Origin of the sequence: Mesorhizobium sp. CA15 (genome assembly GCF_020165215.1) — a bacterium.
Taxonomy (GTDB): domain Bacteria; phylum Pseudomonadota; class Alphaproteobacteria; order Rhizobiales; family Rhizobiaceae; genus Mesorhizobium.
Window position 1 is genome coordinate 52575 of record NZ_JAIUHQ010000021.1, and the last position, 16934, is coordinate 69508.

The following is a 16934-nucleotide window of genomic DNA, read 5'->3' on the forward strand; positions in this document are numbered from 1 at the left end:
TTCGAAACGTTTAGATTAGCGTTCAAACAATCGAAGACGACGGAGGGAGGCCGTCCTTTGCCATGCAGCGCGTTGATTCCACCACGACTGGCAATGCGGCCGCCGACGGTCCAACCGTCGTCCTGAGCGCGACCGGCATTTCCAAGCGGTTCGGCGGCATCGCCGCGCTGTCCGATGTGAGCCTGGACCTCAGGCCCGGCGAGGTGCATGCGCTGATGGGCGAGAACGGCGCCGGCAAGTCGACGCTGATGAAGATCCTGTCGGGCGTCTATACCGACTACGAAGGCGCCGTGGCGATGGACGGTCAGGCAGTCCGCTTCACCGGCGTCCGCGACGCTGAGGACGCCGGCATCGCCATCATCCACCAGGAGCTCAACCTCGTCCCCGAGCTCAGCGTCGCCGACAACATCTTCCTCGGCCGCGAAAAGCTGATCGCCGGGCTGGTCGTCGACCGCAAGGCGAGCAGCCGCACTGCCAGCGCGCTGCTGCAGCGTCTCGGCATCGAGCTCGATCCCGAGGCACGTGTCGGCACGCTCAGGGTTGGCGAGCAGCAACTGGTGGAGATCGCCAAGGCGCTGTCGAAGTCGGCGCGCATCCTGATCATGGACGAGCCGACCTCGGCGCTGTCGCCGGCCGAGTGCCAGAGACTGTTCCGCATCATCGGCCAGCTCGCGGCAAGCGGCGTTGCGATCGTCTACATCTCGCATCGCATCGACGAGGTCATGCATCTGGCCAGCCGGGTGACGGTGCTGCGCGACGGACGCCACGTGCTGACGCGGGACATGGCAAGGCTGGACGAAGACGCCATCATCACGGCCATGGTCGGGCGCGATCTTCTCGCTTCCTCCGATCATGAGCGCGCCCCCGGCGGCGAAGCGGTGCTCTCGGTCAGGGACCTGTCGCTGTCGAAGCCCGACCGGCATGGCTGGCGCACGATGATCGACGGCGTCAGCTTCGACCTTGCGGCCGGCGAGATCCTCGGCATCGGCGGGCTGCTGGGTTCCGGCCGCACCGAGATCCTGGAGGCGATCTTCGGCTCCAGCGGCGGCCGCACCGGCGGCGAGATTCGGCTCGACGGCGTGCCGGTCGAGATCGGCTCGCCGCGCGAGGCCCGCCGGCTCGGCATTGCTTTGGTGACTGAGGACCGCAAGACGCAAGGCCTGCATCTCCAAGCCTCGATCACCGACAATGTCGCGCTGCCTCTGGTCGGCGCGCTGGCGCGCTTCGGCCTGCGCTCGCGCTCGGGCGAGCGCGGCCTGGCACGCGACGCGGTCGGCGCGCTCGGCATACGCTGCGAAAGCATCGAGCAGGCCGCCGGCACGCTGTCCGGCGGCAACCAGCAGAAGGTGGTGATCGGCAAGTGGCTGGCGACCCGGCCGCGCGTGCTTCTGCTCGACGAGCCGACGCGCGGCATCGATGTCGGCGCCAAGCGCGAAATCTACGACCTCGTCTTCAAGCTGGCCGGCGACGGGCTGGCGATTGCCGTGATCAGCTCCGAACTGCCCGAGCTTCTGCATCTGGCCGACCGCATCCTGATCATGGCCGAGGGCCGCCAGCGTGGAATCCTGTCCCGCGCCGAGGCCAGCGAGGAGGCGATCATGCGGCTTGCCGCGCCAAGACTTGCCACACCAAGACGGGCAGCGAGACCAGCCGCATGAACCTCATCAGCCTTGTCTCCCGCACCAAGCTTTACTGGGGCCTGATCGCCATCTTCCTGATCGGCGTGTTCGGCTCGCCGATCAGCTCCAAGGGCAACAACATCTTCCTGTCCTACGGCAACCTGCTCGACGTGCTGCGCCAGGTGTCGACCACCGGCCTCATCGCCACCGGCATGACGGCGGTGATCCTGACCGGCGGCATCGATCTTTCCGTCGGCTCGCTGATGGCGATCTGCTCGGTTGTCTGCGCCATGCTGCTCACCGTGCCGGGCGTCACGCCGTCGGCGGCGCTCGGCGTGCCGACGACCGTGCTGGCGGCGCTTTGCCTCGGCGTGCTGGCCACCCGCTTCATCCTGCTCAACATCGAGAAATCCCGCGCCGGGGCGGAAGCCGGGCGCGACGCGCGACTGGACAAGGCGCGCGGGCTGATCATTCCGGGCGTCGTCGGCGTGGCGCTGTGCTGCCTTTCGCTGTGGTACCTGCTGCCGCAGGTCGAGACCAAGTTCGGCGTGCTCGGCGTGCTGCTGGTGGCGCCTTGCGTCGGCCTTCTGTTCGGCACCATCAACGGCTTCATCATCGTCGCCGGCCGGCTGCAGCCCTTCATCGTGACACTTGCGATGATGGTGACGGCACTCGGCATCGCCAGGCTCACCGCCGGCCAGAACAACGCGGTGCTGCCGGTCTATACCGGCTCGAACGCCACCGCCGATTTCGAGATCCTGCGCTCGCTGGTGTTCGGCATCGTGCCGATGCCGGGCCTGTTCTTCCTCGGCGCGGTCGTGATCTACGGCGCGGTGCTGCGCTTCACGCCCTTCGGCCGCTATGTCTACGCCATCGGCGGCAATGAGGAGGCGGCGCGGCTTTCCGGCATCGCCGCCGGGCGCGTCAAGATCGCCACCTATGCGGTGTCGGGCCTGCTCGCCGGCATCGCGGCGGTGCTCTACGTGGCCCAATACCGCCAAGGCAAGCCCGATGCCGGCGCCGGACTGGAGCTCGACGCCATCGCCGCCGTGGTCATCGGCGGCACCAGCCTGATGGGCGGGCGCGGCAGCCTGGTTGGCACCTTCTGCGGTGTGCTGATCTTCGGCCTGCTGTCAAATATCTTGCAGCTGCACAACATCAATTCGAACCTTCAGCTGGTGCTGAAGGGGGCGATCATCATCGGCACCGTGCTCGTGCAGGAGCGCAACGCCGGCGATCTTCTCAGTTATCTGCGCCTGCCCGGCGGACGGGCGGCGCAAAAGGAAACGGCCGCAGCAAAGCGACCGTCACAGGAGACCTCGTCTCTATAATCCGGAGGAAACAGGACCATGAAACGACGTGATATGCTGAAGCTCGCCACCTTCGCGGCGGCGCTTGTGACGACCACCGCGCTCTTTTCCGGCAACCATGCCTTTGCCCAGGACAAGAAGTGGAAGATCGGCTTCTCGCAGGTGACGACCATCGAACCCTGGCGCGCCCAGTTCAACAAGGACATCATCGCGGAAGCCGCCAAGCACCCGGAGGTCGAGCTGATCATCACCGACGGCGAGGACAAGACCGAAAAGCAGGTCGCCGACGTCGAGAACCTGATCCGCCAGGAGGTCGACGCGCTGCTGGTCTCGCCGAAGGAATCGGCCGGCCTGACCGGCGTGGTGCAGCAGGCGATCGACGCCAAGATCCCGGTCTTCGTGCTCGACCGCAATGTCGAAACCAAGGACTACACGCAGTTCGTCGGCGGCGACAACAAGCTGATCGGCCGGGCGGCTGGCGAATATGCCGTCGAGCTCCTGGGCGGCAAGGGCAAGGCGGCCGGCAACGTCGTCGAGATCTGGGGCGGCATGGGCACGCAGCCGGCGCATGACCGCCATGACGGCTTCCATGAATTCACCGACAAGGAGCCGGGCATCAAGTACCTGCTCGACCAGCAGTCGGGCGACTGGAAGCAGGACCAGGCCTATAACATCATGGCCAACGCGCTGAAGACCAACGAGAAGATCGATCTCGTCTACGGCCACAACGATCCGATGGCCTATGGCGCCTATCTCGCGGCCAAGGATGTCGGGCGCGAGAAGGACATCAAGTTCATCGGCATCGACGGCCTGCCCAACGAAGGCGTGCAGATGGTGAACAAGGGCGAGCTGACCGCGACCTTCACTTATGTCACGCCGGGCGCCGAGGGATTGCGCCAGGCGATCAAGTTCCTGAAAGGGGAGAAGGTCGAGAAGACCATCACCCTGCCGACGGAAAAGATCACCAAGGACAACGCCGCCAAGATCCTGAAGGACAACGGGCTCTAGCTTCTGTTCGACGCAATTCCGAACGGAAAACCGCTGCGGCTTTTCGTGGAATTGCTTGAAGTCCGCAACCCCTGCCGGGCCACGCGCCCGGCAGGGGTTTGCCCGAGCGCCAGGCGCTCCCCACAGCTTGCCGCCGGATGCGCGAAGCGTCGCCGCAATGCTGGTTTTCCGCTCTTTCGCGACCGAAAGTCACGCCCGAAACAGCAAGTCCTGACCTTCGCGGTCGGCAGATCTGTGTGTCCTAAGCGGCACCGCTTTAAAAAACCCAAGCCGGAACAGTGAGATAGATCGACCTCGGACCGGCTCAGGCGCAGAGCGCGACGGGTGTCTTGCGGGTCGCTGCCGAGACGATGGACAGCTTGCGCAGGATGCTTGCGCCTTGTGTCGCCTGTTCTTATATACGCGCCAGCCGTCCAGCCCTAAAAAGCGGGGACCATGACGGGATTTCTTGTGAACAGGGGCTTTCGTCGGAACGCCTTTTGAAGGGTCCAGAGAGCCTGCTTAGAGGAGAGATTAGAACAATGGCAAAAGTTATCGGTATCGATCTCGGCACCACCAACTCGTGTATCGCCATCATGGATGGCAAGGACCCCAAGGTGATCGAGAATGCTGAAGGCGCGCGCACGACGCCTTCCATCGTCGCCATTTCGAGCGACGGCGAACGTCTCGTCGGCCAGCCGGCCAAGCGCCAGGCGGTCACCAATCCGGAAAACACCATCTTCGCGGTCAAGCGCCTGATCGGCCGCCGCTATGACGACCCGGTGACGGAGAAGGACAAGAAGCTCGTCCCCTACAAGATCGTCAAGGGCGACAATGGCGACGCCTGGGTCGAGGCCGGCGGCAAGAAGCAGTCGCCCAGCCAGATCTCGGCAATGATCCTGCAGAAGATGAAGGAGACGGCGGAAGCCTATCTCGGCGAGAAGGTCGAGAAGGCGGTCATCACCGTTCCGGCCTATTTCAACGACGCCCAGCGCCAGGCGACCAAGGACGCCGGCAGGATCGCCGGCCTCGAGGTGCTGCGCATCATCAACGAGCCGACGGCCGCCGCACTTGCCTATGGCCTGGAGAAGAAGGACGGCAAGACCATCGCCGTCTATGACCTTGGCGGCGGCACCTTCGATATTTCCGTGCTGGAGATCGGCGACGGCGTCTTCGAGGTGAAGTCGACCAATGGCGACACCTTCCTCGGCGGCGAGGACTTCGACATGCGCCTCGTCGAGTACCTGGCGGCCGAGTTCAAGAAGGAACAGGGCATCGACCTCAAGGCCGACAAGCTCGCGCTGCAGCGCCTCAAGGAGGCCGCGGAAAAGGCCAAGATCGAGCTGTCGTCGACGACGCAGACCGAGATCAACCTGCCCTTCATCACCGCCGACGCCAGCGGCCCGAAGCACCTGACGATGAAGCTCACCCGGGCGAAATTCGAGAGCCTGGTCGAAGATCTCGTGCAGCGCACCATCGACCCCTGCAAGGCGGCGCTCAAGGATGCCGGCCTGAAGGCGGGCGAGATCGACGAGGTGGTCCTGGTCGGCGGCATGACCCGCATGCCCAAGATCCAGGAGATCGTGAAGCAGTTCTTCGGCAAGGAGCCGCACAAGGGCGTCAACCCGGATGAGGTCGTGGCGCTTGGCGCCGCCATCCAGGCCGGCGTGCTGCAGGGCGACGTCAAGGACGTGCTGCTGCTCGACGTGACGCCGCTGTCGCTGGGCATCGAGACGCTGGGTGGCGTGTTCACCAGGCTGATCGAGCGCAACACCACGATCCCGACCAAGAAGAGCCAGACTTTCTCGACCGCCGAGGATTCGCAGTCGGCGGTGACGATCCGCGTCTTCCAGGGCGAGCGCGAGATGGCGGCCGACAACAAGATGCTCGGTCAGTTCGACCTCGTCGGCATCCCGCCGGCGCCGCGCGGCGTGCCGCAGATCGAGGTCACGTTCGACATCGACGCCAACGGCATCGTCAACGTCTCGGCCAAGGACAAGGGCACCGGCAAGGAGCACCAGATCCGCATCCAGGCTTCGGGCGGTCTGTCCGACGCCGACATCGAGAAGATGGTGAAGGACGCCGAGGCCAATGCCGACGCGGACAAGAAGCGCCGTGCCCTCGTCGAGGCCCGCAACCAGGCCGAAGCGCTGGTGCATTCGTCCGAGAAGTCGCTGAAGGACTATGGCGACAAGGTCTCGGAGGCTGATCGCACCGCAATCTCGGACGCGATAGCCGCGCTGAAGACCGCAGCCGAGGGCGACGACCCGGCCGACATCGAGGCCAAGTCGCAGTCGCTCGCCGAAGTGTCGATGAAGCTCGGCCAGGCCATGTACGAGGCCTCGCAGAAGGAAGCGGCCGAAGCCGACGCCAAGGCGGACGCGGCCAAGGATTCGGACGTGGTCGATGCCGACTTCGAGGAAATCGACGAAGACGACGAGAAGAAGAAGTCGGCCTGAGCCGGCTGACGGCGGATCATGCGAAAAGCCCGGCGGAAGGCCGGGCTTTTTTGCAACCCCAGTCGAAAAAGTGACAGAAAAACCCGGAGCGGCCCGGCTTAGTACTAGCATCCGGGAAACATCGCTCCTAAATCCAAGAACGTGCCGGCAAACGTCGCCAACAATGCTTGAAGACATTGAGCATCCGGACAGCGGGAAAAAATGAAAGCTGATTTCTACGAAACGCTGGGCGTGCAAAAAGGCGCCGACGACAAGGAACTCAAGAGCGCTTTCCGCAAGCTCGCCATGCAGTTCCATCCCGACCGCAACCCCGGCGACCACGCCTGCGAGCACAAGTTCAAGGAGATCAACGAAGCCTACGAGACGCTGAAGGACCCGCAGAAGCGCGCCGCCTATGACCGTTTCGGCCACGCCGCCTTCGAGGGCGGCATGAACGGCGCCGCGCACGGTTTCGGCGCCGGCGGCTTCGCCGACATCTTCGAGGATATTTTCGGCGACATGATGGGCGGCCGCCAGCGCCGTTCGTCGGGCGGCCGCGAGCGCGGCGCCGACCTCCGCTACAACATGGAAATCACGCTGGAAGAAGCCTTTTCCGGCAAGACGGCGCAGATCCGCGTGCCGGCCTCGATCTCGTGCTCGGAATGCTCCGGCAGCGGCGCCAAGCCCGGCACGCAGCCGGTGACCTGCTCGATGTGCCACGGCCACGGCAAGGTGCGCGCCACGCAAGGCTTCTTCTCGATCGAGCGCACCTGCCCGCAATGCCAAGGCCGCGGCCAGACGATCAAGGACCCCTGCCCGAAATGCGCCGGCCAGGGCCGCGTCACCGAGGAGCGCTCGCTGTCGGTCAACATCCCGGCTGGCATCGAGGACGGCACCCGCATCCGGCTGGCCAATGAGGGCGAGGCGGGCCTGCGCGGCGGACCGCCCGGCGACCTCTACATCTTCCTGGCGGTCAAGCCGCACGAATTCTTCCAGCGCGACGGCGCCGATCTCTATTGCAAGGTGCCGATCTCGATGACGACGGCAGCCCTTGGCGGCTCCTTCGAGGTTACCACGCTCGATGGCACCCAGACCAAGGTCAAGGTGACGGAAGGCACGCAGAACGGCCGCCAGTTCCGCTTGAAGGGCAAAGGCATGCCGGTGCTGCGCCAGCCCAATGTCGGCGACCTCTACATCCAGACGGCGGTCGAGACGCCGCAGAACCTGACGCGCCGCCAGCGCGAACTGCTGGAAGAGTTCGAGCAGATCTCCTCGAAGGACAATTCGCCCCAGTCGAGCGGCTTTTTCGCGCGCATGAAGGACTTCTTCGAGTCGTTCGGCGAAAACTGATTGCCGCAGGCGCGCATTTCGCACGGCATCGGGGGCGATCCGGTGCCCTAGTGTCATCAACACCTTATGCCAGCTTGACGCCTTGCCTTGTCCCACCCACCTGCTAAGTAGCGGAGCGGGAGGCTGAGCATTGAGGAGAGCTCGTGATGGCACGTAGTCCCGGGTTGCGCAAAGCGCTGGCCGAAAAATTCGACGACGAGCTGAAGTTCTTCAAAGGCTGGATCGACAAGCCGAAAACGGTCGGCTCGATCGTTCCCACCAGTTCCGTCACCGCCCGCAAGATGGCGTCGATCGTCAATCCGAGATCGGGCCTTCCGGTGCTCGAAGTCGGGCCCGGCACCGGTGTCATCACCCGCGCCATCCTGGCCCAGGGCGTGAAGCCCGAAAACCTCTACGCGGTCGAATATTCGACCGACTTCGTGCGCCATCTGCGCGGGCTCTATCCCGGCGTCAACGTCATCGAAGGCGACGCCTTCAATCTCAATGCCACGCTCGGCGACAAGCGCGACATGGTGTTCGATTCGGTCGTCTCCGGCGTGCCGCTGCTCAATTTCCCCGTCGCCCAGCGCATCGCCTATATCGAAAGCCTGCTCGACCGCATTCCCGCCGGACGGCCGATCGTGCAGCTGACCTATGGCCCGCTGTCGCCGATCCCGGCCGGGCGCGGCGACTACACGGTCGAGCATTTCGATTTCATCTTCCGCAACATCCCGCCGACGCAGCTGTGGATCTACCGAAGGGAGAGATAAGGCAGTAGGCAGTAGGGAATAGTCAGGAAACCACTCTCCTAATGCCTATTCCCTACTGCCTTTTGCGAAGCAATGCCCGTGATCCCAAGAATCCTCGTCTTCGCCGGCTCGGTCCGGACCGGCGCCTTCAGCGGCCGGACCGCCGACGTGGCGCAGAAGGAACTGGCCATGCAGGGCGCGGAGGTGACGCGCATCTCGCTCGGCGACTATCCGCTGCCGATCATGGACGAGGACCTGGAAAAGGAAAAAGGCATCCCCGAAAACGCCATCAAGCTCGGCCGGCAGATTGCCGCGCATGACGGGCTGCTGATCGCGACGCCCGAATATAACGGCTCGATCCCTCCATTGCTCAAGAACTCGATCGACTGGGTGAGCCGCGTACGGCGCGAGGGCAGCCATACGTTTAGGCCGCTTGCCGGCAAGCCGGTCGGGCTCTGTTCGTCCTCAGGGGGCAAGTTCGCCGGCATACGTTGCATCAACCATCTGCGCGCGGTGCTGGTGCGCTGCCAGATGGAGGTGATCACGCCCGAATGCTCCGTCTCCGAGGCCAGCGAAGCCTTCGCCGAGGACGGACAATTCAGGGACGCCAGACTACAGCAATCGATGGAGCGCCTATGCCGTACACTGATCGAAACCTCGCGCATGCTGTCCACCCGGATCGAGGCGTGATCAATTTCGCGGAGGCCGACACCATGCGGGACAGGCTGATCGTTGGGCTGGACCTGCCGACGCTGAAAGAGGCCGAGAAGGCGGTGCGCGAGCTCGAAGGCGCCGTTTCCTTCTACAAGATCGGCTACCAGCTCGCCTTCGCCGGCGGATTGGACTTCGCGCGGGAGCTCGCCAGCGGCGGCACGAAAGTGTTCCTCGACATGAAGCTGCTCGATATCGACAACACGGTCGCCAAGGGCGTCGAGAACATCGTCAAGATGGGCATGACGATGCTGACGCTGCATGCCTATCCAAAAACCATGAGAGCGGCTGTCAAGGCGGCCAGGGGCAGCGAGCTCTGCCTGCTTGGCGTGACGGTGCTGACCTCGATGGACGAGCAGGACGTGATCGACGCCGGCTATGAATACGACCCGCACACGCTGGTGCTCCGGCGCTCCGAACAGGCGCTGCATGCCGGCATGGGCGGCATCGTCTGCTCGGCTGAGGAGGCCGAGGCGGTGCGCCGCATCGTCGGACCCGACCTGGCGGTTGTGACGCCGGGCATCCGGCCGGCGGGCAGCGAGCATGGCGACCAGAAACGCGTGGTGACGCCGGCGCAGGCGATCCGCAACGGCTCCAGCCACCTGGTCGTCGGCCGGCCGATCGTCGCCGCGCCGGATCGGCGCGCTGCGGCCGAGGCGATCCTCGCCGAAATGCAATCCGCCTGAGGACCGGCCCTCTTTCGCGAAAAACAAACAGGAGAAAAAGAATGCCGAAGGGATATTGGATCGCCCGTGTCGATGTGCGCGACGCCGAGGGCTACAAGGACTATGTCGCCGCCGCGAAGCTCGCCTTCGACCGCTTCGGCGCGAAGTTCCTGGCGCGCGGCGGCGAGCACGAAAAGGCCGAAGGGCCGGGGCGCGCCCGCAACGTCATCATCGAGTTCGAATCGCTGGCCGTGGCGCATGACTGCTACCACTCGCCGGAATACCAGCGCGCCGCCGCCATCCGCCAGAAAGTCGCCGATGGCGAGATCGTGCTGGTCGAGGGCGTCTAGGTTCGGCGAAGCAGGCAGATCTCGTCGTCATCCACGGGCGGAGCAAGGAGCGTAGCGACGCAGCGCAGACCCGAGGATCCAGGCCGTGACTTCAACGCGCCGCTACGGTCCAGAATTCTGCTCCGCTGCACTCCGTGGCCAAGGTAGCGGCATGGATTCCAGGGTCTGCGCGCGTCGCTTCGCTCCTTGCTCCGCCCTGGAATGACGAAGTCGTTAGGGCTCAGCCAATCGTGAATGTCATAACGTCGACCTGTTAACCCAAGAGCCGGTTGCCAGCCGTCTCCGCCATCGCGTCCGCAAGGCTCATCCCCCACTGCTTGCGGCAATAGTCGCGGAAATCGAAGCAAGGCAGGCCGGGGCAGACTTCGAACTCGATGAGATGGACGGTGTCGTCGGCCTCGACCCTGAAATCGACGGAAAAGACATCCCGCAGCCCAAGAGCGCTTATCAGTTTCTGCGCGATGGCGCGGATTCTTCGGTCCGCCTCCGGCTGACTCGCGCCGACGGCCTCGAGCTCCGGCTCGGCATAGGTGCCGGCATCCTTCGCCGCCTGGCCGGTGTCGCCATAGAGCGCCATCGAGTCGGCCATGGTCTGGAAATCGCCGCCGGAATCGACAAAAACGATGCCGAGCGCGTCCGTGCCGGTTTCCTGTTTGAGCCCGAGGAAGCTCGCCCGCACGTTGCGGCCGGCGACATAGGGCTGGACGACGACATCGTCGCGGTAATGCGAAAAAATACGCCGGCTAAGCTCCAGCGCATGGCCGAGATCGGCGGTGCGCGAATCCGGCCAGATGCCGATCTTGGCGCCGAGCCGGTTGGGTTTCACGAACCAGCCTTTGGGCGAGGCCGGTGGCTCGACCAGCCATTCGCCGTTGCGCGCAAGGCCGGCCTGCGGCGCCGGCAGGCCGAGCGCGCCGAGCACGGCGCCGGAACGCAGCTTGTCCTGGCAGAGCGCGAACAGCGAATCGTCGGCGCCGATGGTGCGCAGCCCCTTTAGCCGCGCCAGCGCAGGTGCTGCGCCGCCACGGAAGTAGGCGATACCGTCGGTGAGCGTCCAGACCAGCGTCGTTGCCGGATCGGCCTCCGCCAGAACCGGCGCCGCGTCGTCGAGCTCGACAGGCTTGAAGGCGAGGCCGCGCCTTTCGCAAGCCTCGGCAAGCTGGCCGAACTCCGGCGCAAGGTCGGTCGACTGCGCCAGATAGGACGAGATCTCGATGGCGCGCTCCGCTGGACAACCCTGGGCGACCAGCCGGTCGAAACAGGCCTTTTCCGGTTCGTAGACAAGGATCAAGGTCGGCTGCGGCATCGAAAGCTCCGGGAAATCAGGCGCGTACCATCGCATGCCCGAAGTGGCCGGCTTGCGGGAAACCGACCGAACCGAGGCGATTGCGCGACAGTAAGCCGGCCGCCGCATCTCTTGTCTTGATGCAATTCCGGATGGAACACTCCGGCGAAGATTGCTCCCAATACCCCAGCACGGATTTGACCGCGGGCTATGTTTGCCTTGGGGAGCGGCCTTGGAGATTAGCCGAAATCCCCATCACGGTCGTCATCCACGGGCGGAGCAAGGAGCGAAGCGACGCGCGCAGACCCGAGGATCCATTCCGTTACGTCGAAGCGCCGCTCACGGTGCAGAATTCTGCTCCGCTGCACTCCACAGCTCAGGTCACGGAATGGATTCCAGGGTCTGCGCGACGCCGCTTCGCGCTGCTTCGCCCTGGAATGACGAGTTTGAGAGGCTTCGGCCAATCTCCAGGGTTTGCGCTGATTTCATGGAATGAACGGTAAAACCTTGCCTGCCGACAACCAGGACGCTTTCAAAACCCCTGTGTCGAGGAATTATGCGATCAGCACGCGCGGCTCGAAGCGCCCCTTGACTGGAATGTCGAGCAGGAAGGTCATGCCGGCCTGCGGGTCGAGCGCGCGCTGCTTCTCGTCCTTGCCTTTCCAGGCGGAGGTCACCGCCAGCCGGTCGGCCTTTGAACCGACAAAAGCGGGGCAGGAGGCCTGCGTCACCGGCATGGCGATCTCGCGCAACAGCGTGCCGTCTGGCGCATAGGCCTTAACCGCCTTGCCGCCCCAGACGGCATTCCACAACACGCCGTCGCGGTCGACGACCGAACCGTCGACATAGCCTTTCGAGGAGCGATGATCGACGAACACTTTCACTTCGCCGGCCGGCAGGCCGGTCGCCGGATCGCAGGCAACGCGCATCAGAAGCCCGGTCGCGGTGTCGGTGTAGTAGGCGATTTTGCCGTCCTCCGAGAAGCAGATGGAATTCGAGACTGTGATGCCCGAAAACAGCCGGCGCAATTCGCCCTTGAAGAACCAGTAGATCGACCCGGCGCCCTTCTGCTCGTCCTTGCCCATCGTGCCGGTCCACAAGGCGCCGCAGGGATGAACGCGCGAATCGTTGGAGCGCGTCAGCAGATTGTCGGCCTCGATCGGCGTGTGCAGCGTCAGCTTGCCGGTCTTGACGTCCCGGACTTGCAGGCCGACTTCGGTGGCAATGAGCTGCCGGTCGGCGTCGATGACCGCGATGGCGCTGGCCATGACGCCTAGATCATGCACTTTCAGCGCGCCGGCGAGCGGCTTTTCCAGAAGCTTGCCGTTGACGATGTCGAACCAGAACAGCGTGTCGGTGGCGGGATCGTAGCTCGGGCCCTCGCCGAGCTCGCAGATATGGTCGGAAAAAACCGAAACGCCATTCATCACGCCACTCCGAAAGCTTCATCCCAGGCGGCGATCGCGGCGCGGGCGCGCTGCGCCACGTCCTCGACGCTCGCGCCCGGCTTGTAGAGGCTCGATCCCAGCCCGAAGATACTGACGCCGACCGCTTTGTAGCCGGCGAAATCCTTGTCGGAAACGCCGCCGACGGCGCCGACAAGCGTCGTTGCCGGCAGCACGGCGCGGATCGCCGCGATGCCGCTCGATCCAAGCACGCTTGCCGGGAAGAATTTCAGCGCCGAGGCGCCGAGGCGGATCGCCTGGAAGGCTTCGGTCGGCGTGAACACGCCCGGCATCGTCACCATGCCGTATTGCATGGCGCGGCCCATGACCTCGGCATCGATGTTGGGGCTGACCAGCAACTTGCCGCCGGCCTTGTGCAAGGCATCGACGTCCGTCGCCGTCAGCACCGTGCCGGCGCCGATCAGCGCGCTTTTCGGCAGCGCCTTGACCAGATCGGCGATGGAGACGAACGGCTCCGGCGAATTGAGCGGCACTTCGATCGCCTCGATGCCAGCGTCGTGGACCGCCCGGCCGATCGCCACCGCCTCGGAGGGCTTCAGGCCACGCAGGATGGCGACAAGGCCGCGCTTGAGCTTCGGGAAGGGTGCGGTCTGGCTCATGAAGCGCCTCCAATCATGCCGTTCTCGCGCGCGGCCTCGACGAGGCCGGCGCGCACCGCTTCATCGGCGTCCACGCGGCGAAAGGCAAGGCCGGCGAGGTCGAGCGCTGTGCCATAAAGCTCGGCCAGTGCGCCGGAGGCGATCAGCGCCACCGGTGCATCGCTGGCGCCATAGCGGCGCCTTGCCGAGGCGATCTCGCCGCCGATCAGAAGGCCGGACAGGCAGGCCGCCGCGTCAGTGGGCTGCAGATCCTGCAGAAGCCCGGCGGCGCGGATGGCAAACAGTTTCGAGGTGACGTCGCCGCCTTCGCCCAAAGCCCGCTCGCACCACTGACGGAAGAACGGGCTGCCCGCGGCAACCGGAGCAGGATGCTCGCCCAGCGAATGTTTCAGGATCGAGTGCGTTGCCAGCACGGAGAACAATTCGCCGGTCGGCCAGGTGCCGAAGCCCGTGACCGCGCCGTCCGCGACCGCGACCCATTTCGAATGCGTGCCGGGCATGCAGACGAGGTGGCGGCCCTTTGCCGGCAAACCGGCGCCGGCAAGCTGGGTTTCCTCGCCGCGCATGACGTCCGGCGCGTCGGCCAGGCGCTGGGCGAGGCCGGGGACGATGCGAATGTCGCGGCCCGAGCCCTCGATGCGGGCGGCGCCGCGCAAGATCGCGCCGATCGGCGCCGGCACGGTGACGTAAGGCGCCTCGATCCAGCCCTGCCGGGAACCGGCCATGCCGCAGATGATGACCGGCAGCGCCTCCGGCGCGCCCATGGCGGCAAGATGGCCTTCCAGCACCTTGGCAAAACCTTTTTCGCGGGCGGTGATCAACCCGTCATCGCCGCGCCGCTCGGCAAGCACCTTGCCCGAGCCGTCGAGCAGCCAAGCCCTGAGCCTGGTCGTGCCCCAGTCGAGCGCAGCGACCGCTGGTGCCGGGCTCACAGGAAGCCTCCATCGACGATCAGCATCTGGGCAGTCAGCATGCGCGAGGCGTCCGACGCCAGGAACAGCACCGTGCCCACCATGTCGTCGGGCTGCATGACATCCTTGATGCACTGCTTGGCGACATGGGCGGCGAGCGCCTCGTCAGTGACCCAGAGCTTGCGTTGCCGTTCGGTGATGACCCAGCCTGGCGCCACCGCGTTGACGCGGATTCGGTCGGCGCCGAGCTTGCCGGCGAGGCCCTTGGTCAGGCCGAGGATGCCCGCCTTGGCCGCGGTGTAGGCCGGCATATCGGGGTGGTTGATCAGATAGGAGGTGGAGGTGAAGTTGATGATCGAGCCGCCGCCGGCGCGCTTCATGCCCGGCGCCACGGCCTGGGCGGTGAAGAAATGCGGGCGCAGGTTGATCGCAAGGTTGTTGTCCCAGAATTCGACGGTGACGTCTTCCACTGCGTGACGCTCGTCGAGCGCGGCATTGTTGACCAGCACCGTGACGTCGCCATGCGCCTTGGCCGCCTTCGCGGCGGCGGCGCGCAGCGCGTCGACGTCGCGCAGGTCGGCGCTGAGGTAGAGCGGGCGGCGGCCGAGCTCCTTCTCCAGCCGGTCGGCAAGGGCGGTGCTTGGCTTGTCGGCGATGTCGATGAAAGCGACCTTGGCGCCCTGCCGCATAAAGCCTTCGGTGAGCGCAGCACCAATGCCGGAACCGCCGCCGGTGATCAGCACCGAGGCGCCGTCGAGGTCGGCGAAACGCGCCGATGGCATCATGATCTGTTCTCTCGTTTGCCGGCGCGCATCCTAGCCACGCCGGGCCCGGGAGCAAGGACGAAATGGCGGTTTCGGTAGCTTATGTCCGACAAATGAGGTCTGCACCTCCGCCTCCCGGAAGCAGCTCAAGGTTTGTTGAGATTCAGGTCAGGCCGAATCGAAAATGGTGGGTTCCGAGAACCCGAGCGGGGCGTACTTAAAGTACGTGAGCACCGGAAGCGCAGGAGACCGCCATTTGCAAACCGGCCTCGCCTGAATACCAACAGACCTTGTCAGATCGCCTTGGCGTGCAGCGCGCCGCGATAGGAATCGCGCAGATAGCCGAGCGTGGCGTCGGCATCGGCCGGCTTGCCGAACAGATAGCCCTGCCCGCCGGCGCAGCCGAACTGGACGAGGCGGTCGGCCTGCGCTTCGTCCTCGATGCCTTCGGCGACGACATCCATGCCGAGCCCTTCGCACATGGCGAGGATGGCGCGGATGATGTGCTCCGACGGCCGGTCGTCGAGGATGGAGGAGACGAAGGCGCGGTCGATCTTGAGCTTGTCGAAATGGAACTCGCGCAGGCGGCCGAGCGACGACTGGCCGGTGCCGAAATCGTCGAGCGAGACGCGGATGCCGACGCGACGCAGGTCCTCGACGATCTTCTCGGCCGAGGCCGGATCGTTCATCAGGCCAGTCTCGGTAATCTCGATCTCCAGCCGGCGCGGATCGAAGCCGGTGCGGTCGAGGATGGCCAGGATATGCAGGCCGGTGTTCTGATCGACGAGCTGCGAGGGCGACAGGTTGAAGGACAAGAACAGCTCCTTCGGCCAGCTGCGCGCCGCCTCCGCCGCCTTGCGCAGCACCAGCTGCGACAGCGGGCCGATGATGCCGCGTTCCTCGGCGATCGGGATGAAGACGGATGGCGGCACGACGCCGAGGTCGCGGTCGGTCCAGCGCGCCAGCGTCTCGAAGCCGATGGTGCGGCGGCTGCTCAAATCGACGATCGGCTGGAAATGCGGTTCGACCTCGCCGGCCGAGACGGCGCGGCGCAGCGCCTGCTCGATGCGGGTGACGCGCTTGGCCGCCTCTTCCATCTCGCGGGTGTAGACGACGACGCGGCCGCGGCCCGAACGCTTGGCGTGATAGAGCGCAGTCTCGGCCTTGTTGAGAAGGATCTCGGTGGTCTCGTCGCCGGAATAGAACAGCGAGCAGCCGACCGAGGCCGAAAGCCTTGCGGTGCGCTCGCCGACATCATAGGGCGCCGACAATATCTCGATCAGCATGCGCGACGTCTCGGCCGCCTGCTCCTCCGAGAACACCATCGGATAGAGGTAGGCGAACTCGTCGGCGCCGATGCGGCAGACGGTGGAATAGCCGTCCATCGAAGCGCGCAGCCGCATCGCCACCTGGATCAGGATGTCGTCGCCGGCCTTGTGGCCGAACAGGTCGTTGATCGGCTTGAAGCCATCGAGGTCGAGGATGCCGACGGTAAAGGGCGCGGGATCGTCGGCGCGGTCGCTGATCAGGCGATCGACCTTGTCGAAGAAGCGACGATGGTTGCCGAGCCCGGTCAACGAATCCGTGAAGGCCAGATCCGTATTTTCCTTGCCTGGCTGGCCGGTGCCAAACGTCGTTTGCATCATGCCTCTGTTCTGATGTCGGTATTTATGGCCAGAGTGGCAGCAAAGCGTTTAGGAAAAGTATCGGAAAATCGATTTTTCCATCGTCCAGAAGCTGCTTGGCACGTC

Annotated in this window: 15 protein-coding genes; 9 read left to right on the forward strand and 6 right to left on the reverse strand. The window is 65.0% G+C overall.

Annotation, left to right across the window (positions count from 1 at the left end):
* The first annotated feature begins 62 nt into the window (after window positions 1-62).
* The 9 genes from LB515_RS25035 (at window position 63) to LB515_RS25075 (ending at window position 10158) form a co-directional block, all read left to right on the forward strand.
* A complete protein-coding gene (locus LB515_RS25035; RefSeq protein ID WP_224709291.1) occupies window positions 63-1658 on the forward strand; it encodes a sugar ABC transporter ATP-binding protein in 1596 nt (531 codons plus the stop codon).
* Entirely contained in the window at window positions 1655-2950 is a 1296-nt protein-coding gene (locus LB515_RS25040; RefSeq protein WP_224709292.1) for an ABC transporter permease, read from the forward strand. Before LB515_RS25035 ends, LB515_RS25040 begins: the two co-directional genes overlap by 4 nt.
* A gap of 18 nt (window positions 2951-2968) precedes the next feature.
* Window positions 2969-3937 carry a substrate-binding domain-containing protein gene (locus LB515_RS25045; RefSeq protein ID WP_095769453.1) on the forward strand — a complete coding sequence of 323 codons (969 nt, stop codon included), beginning with the start codon at window positions 2969-2971 and terminating at the stop codon, window positions 3935-3937.
* Between the two features lie 521 nt (window positions 3938-4458).
* On the forward strand, window positions 4459-6375 hold the full coding sequence (gene dnaK / locus LB515_RS25050; RefSeq protein ID WP_140845306.1) for a molecular chaperone DnaK: 1917 nt from the start codon (window positions 4459-4461) through the stop codon (window positions 6373-6375).
* A 201-nt stretch (window positions 6376-6576) separates the two neighbouring features.
* The gene (dnaJ, locus tag LB515_RS25055) at window positions 6577-7704 is read left to right on the forward strand and encodes a molecular chaperone DnaJ (RefSeq protein WP_095769451.1); all 1128 of its coding nucleotides are present in this window, start codon (window positions 6577-6579) and stop codon (window positions 7702-7704) included.
* Between the two features lie 146 nt (window positions 7705-7850).
* Window positions 7851-8453, forward strand: a complete 603-nt coding sequence (pmtA, locus tag LB515_RS25060; protein ID WP_224709293.1) for a phospholipid N-methyltransferase PmtA — start codon at window positions 7851-7853, stop codon at window positions 8451-8453.
* Between the two features lie 72 nt (window positions 8454-8525).
* Window positions 8526-9122 carry an NADPH-dependent FMN reductase gene (locus tag LB515_RS25065; RefSeq protein ID WP_224709294.1) on the forward strand — a complete coding sequence of 199 codons (597 nt, stop codon included), beginning with the start codon at window positions 8526-8528 and terminating at the stop codon, window positions 9120-9122.
* Window positions 9123-9145: 23 nt separating this feature from the next.
* Window positions 9146-9829 carry an orotidine-5'-phosphate decarboxylase gene (gene pyrF, locus LB515_RS25070; RefSeq protein ID WP_224709313.1) on the forward strand — a complete coding sequence of 228 codons (684 nt, stop codon included), beginning with the start codon at window positions 9146-9148 and terminating at the stop codon, window positions 9827-9829.
* A gap of 41 nt (window positions 9830-9870) precedes the next feature.
* Window positions 9871-10158: a DUF1330 domain-containing protein gene (locus LB515_RS25075; protein WP_095769448.1), complete on the forward strand. Its 288-nt coding sequence runs from the start codon at window positions 9871-9873 to the stop codon at window positions 10156-10158.
* Window positions 10159-10411: 253 nt separating this feature from the next.
* On the opposite strand, the gene LB515_RS25080 is transcribed toward LB515_RS25075, so the two are convergent.
* The 6 genes from LB515_RS25080 to LB515_RS25105 form a co-directional block, all read right to left on the reverse strand.
* Window positions 10412-11464: a D-alanine:D-lactate ligase-like protein gene (locus tag LB515_RS25080; RefSeq protein WP_224709295.1), complete on the reverse strand. Its 1053-nt coding sequence runs from the start codon at window positions 11462-11464 to the stop codon at window positions 10412-10414.
* A 533-nt stretch (window positions 11465-11997) separates the two neighbouring features.
* Window positions 11998-12870: an SMP-30/gluconolactonase/LRE family protein gene (locus LB515_RS25085; protein ID WP_140845301.1), complete on the reverse strand. Its 873-nt coding sequence runs from the start codon at window positions 12868-12870 to the stop codon at window positions 11998-12000.
* Window positions 12870-13508: a 2-dehydro-3-deoxy-6-phosphogalactonate aldolase gene (locus LB515_RS25090; protein WP_224709296.1), complete on the reverse strand. Its 639-nt coding sequence runs from the start codon at window positions 13506-13508 to the stop codon at window positions 12870-12872. The genes LB515_RS25085 and LB515_RS25090 overlap by 1 nt, the downstream gene beginning before the upstream one ends.
* Window positions 13505-14440 (reverse strand): 2-dehydro-3-deoxygalactonokinase, encoded by a 936-nt coding sequence (locus LB515_RS25095; protein ID WP_224709297.1) that lies wholly within the window; start codon window positions 14438-14440, stop codon window positions 13505-13507. The genes LB515_RS25090 and LB515_RS25095 overlap by 4 nt, the downstream gene beginning before the upstream one ends.
* Window positions 14437-15204, reverse strand: coding sequence for an SDR family NAD(P)-dependent oxidoreductase (locus LB515_RS25100; protein ID WP_140845298.1), 768 nt, complete (start codon window positions 15202-15204; stop codon window positions 14437-14439). The genes LB515_RS25095 and LB515_RS25100 overlap by 4 nt, the downstream gene beginning before the upstream one ends.
* A gap of 272 nt (window positions 15205-15476) precedes the next feature.
* Window positions 15477-16826, reverse strand: coding sequence for a putative bifunctional diguanylate cyclase/phosphodiesterase (locus LB515_RS25105; RefSeq protein ID WP_140635945.1), 1350 nt, complete (start codon window positions 16824-16826; stop codon window positions 15477-15479).
* Window positions 16827-16934: the final 108 nt, after the last annotated feature.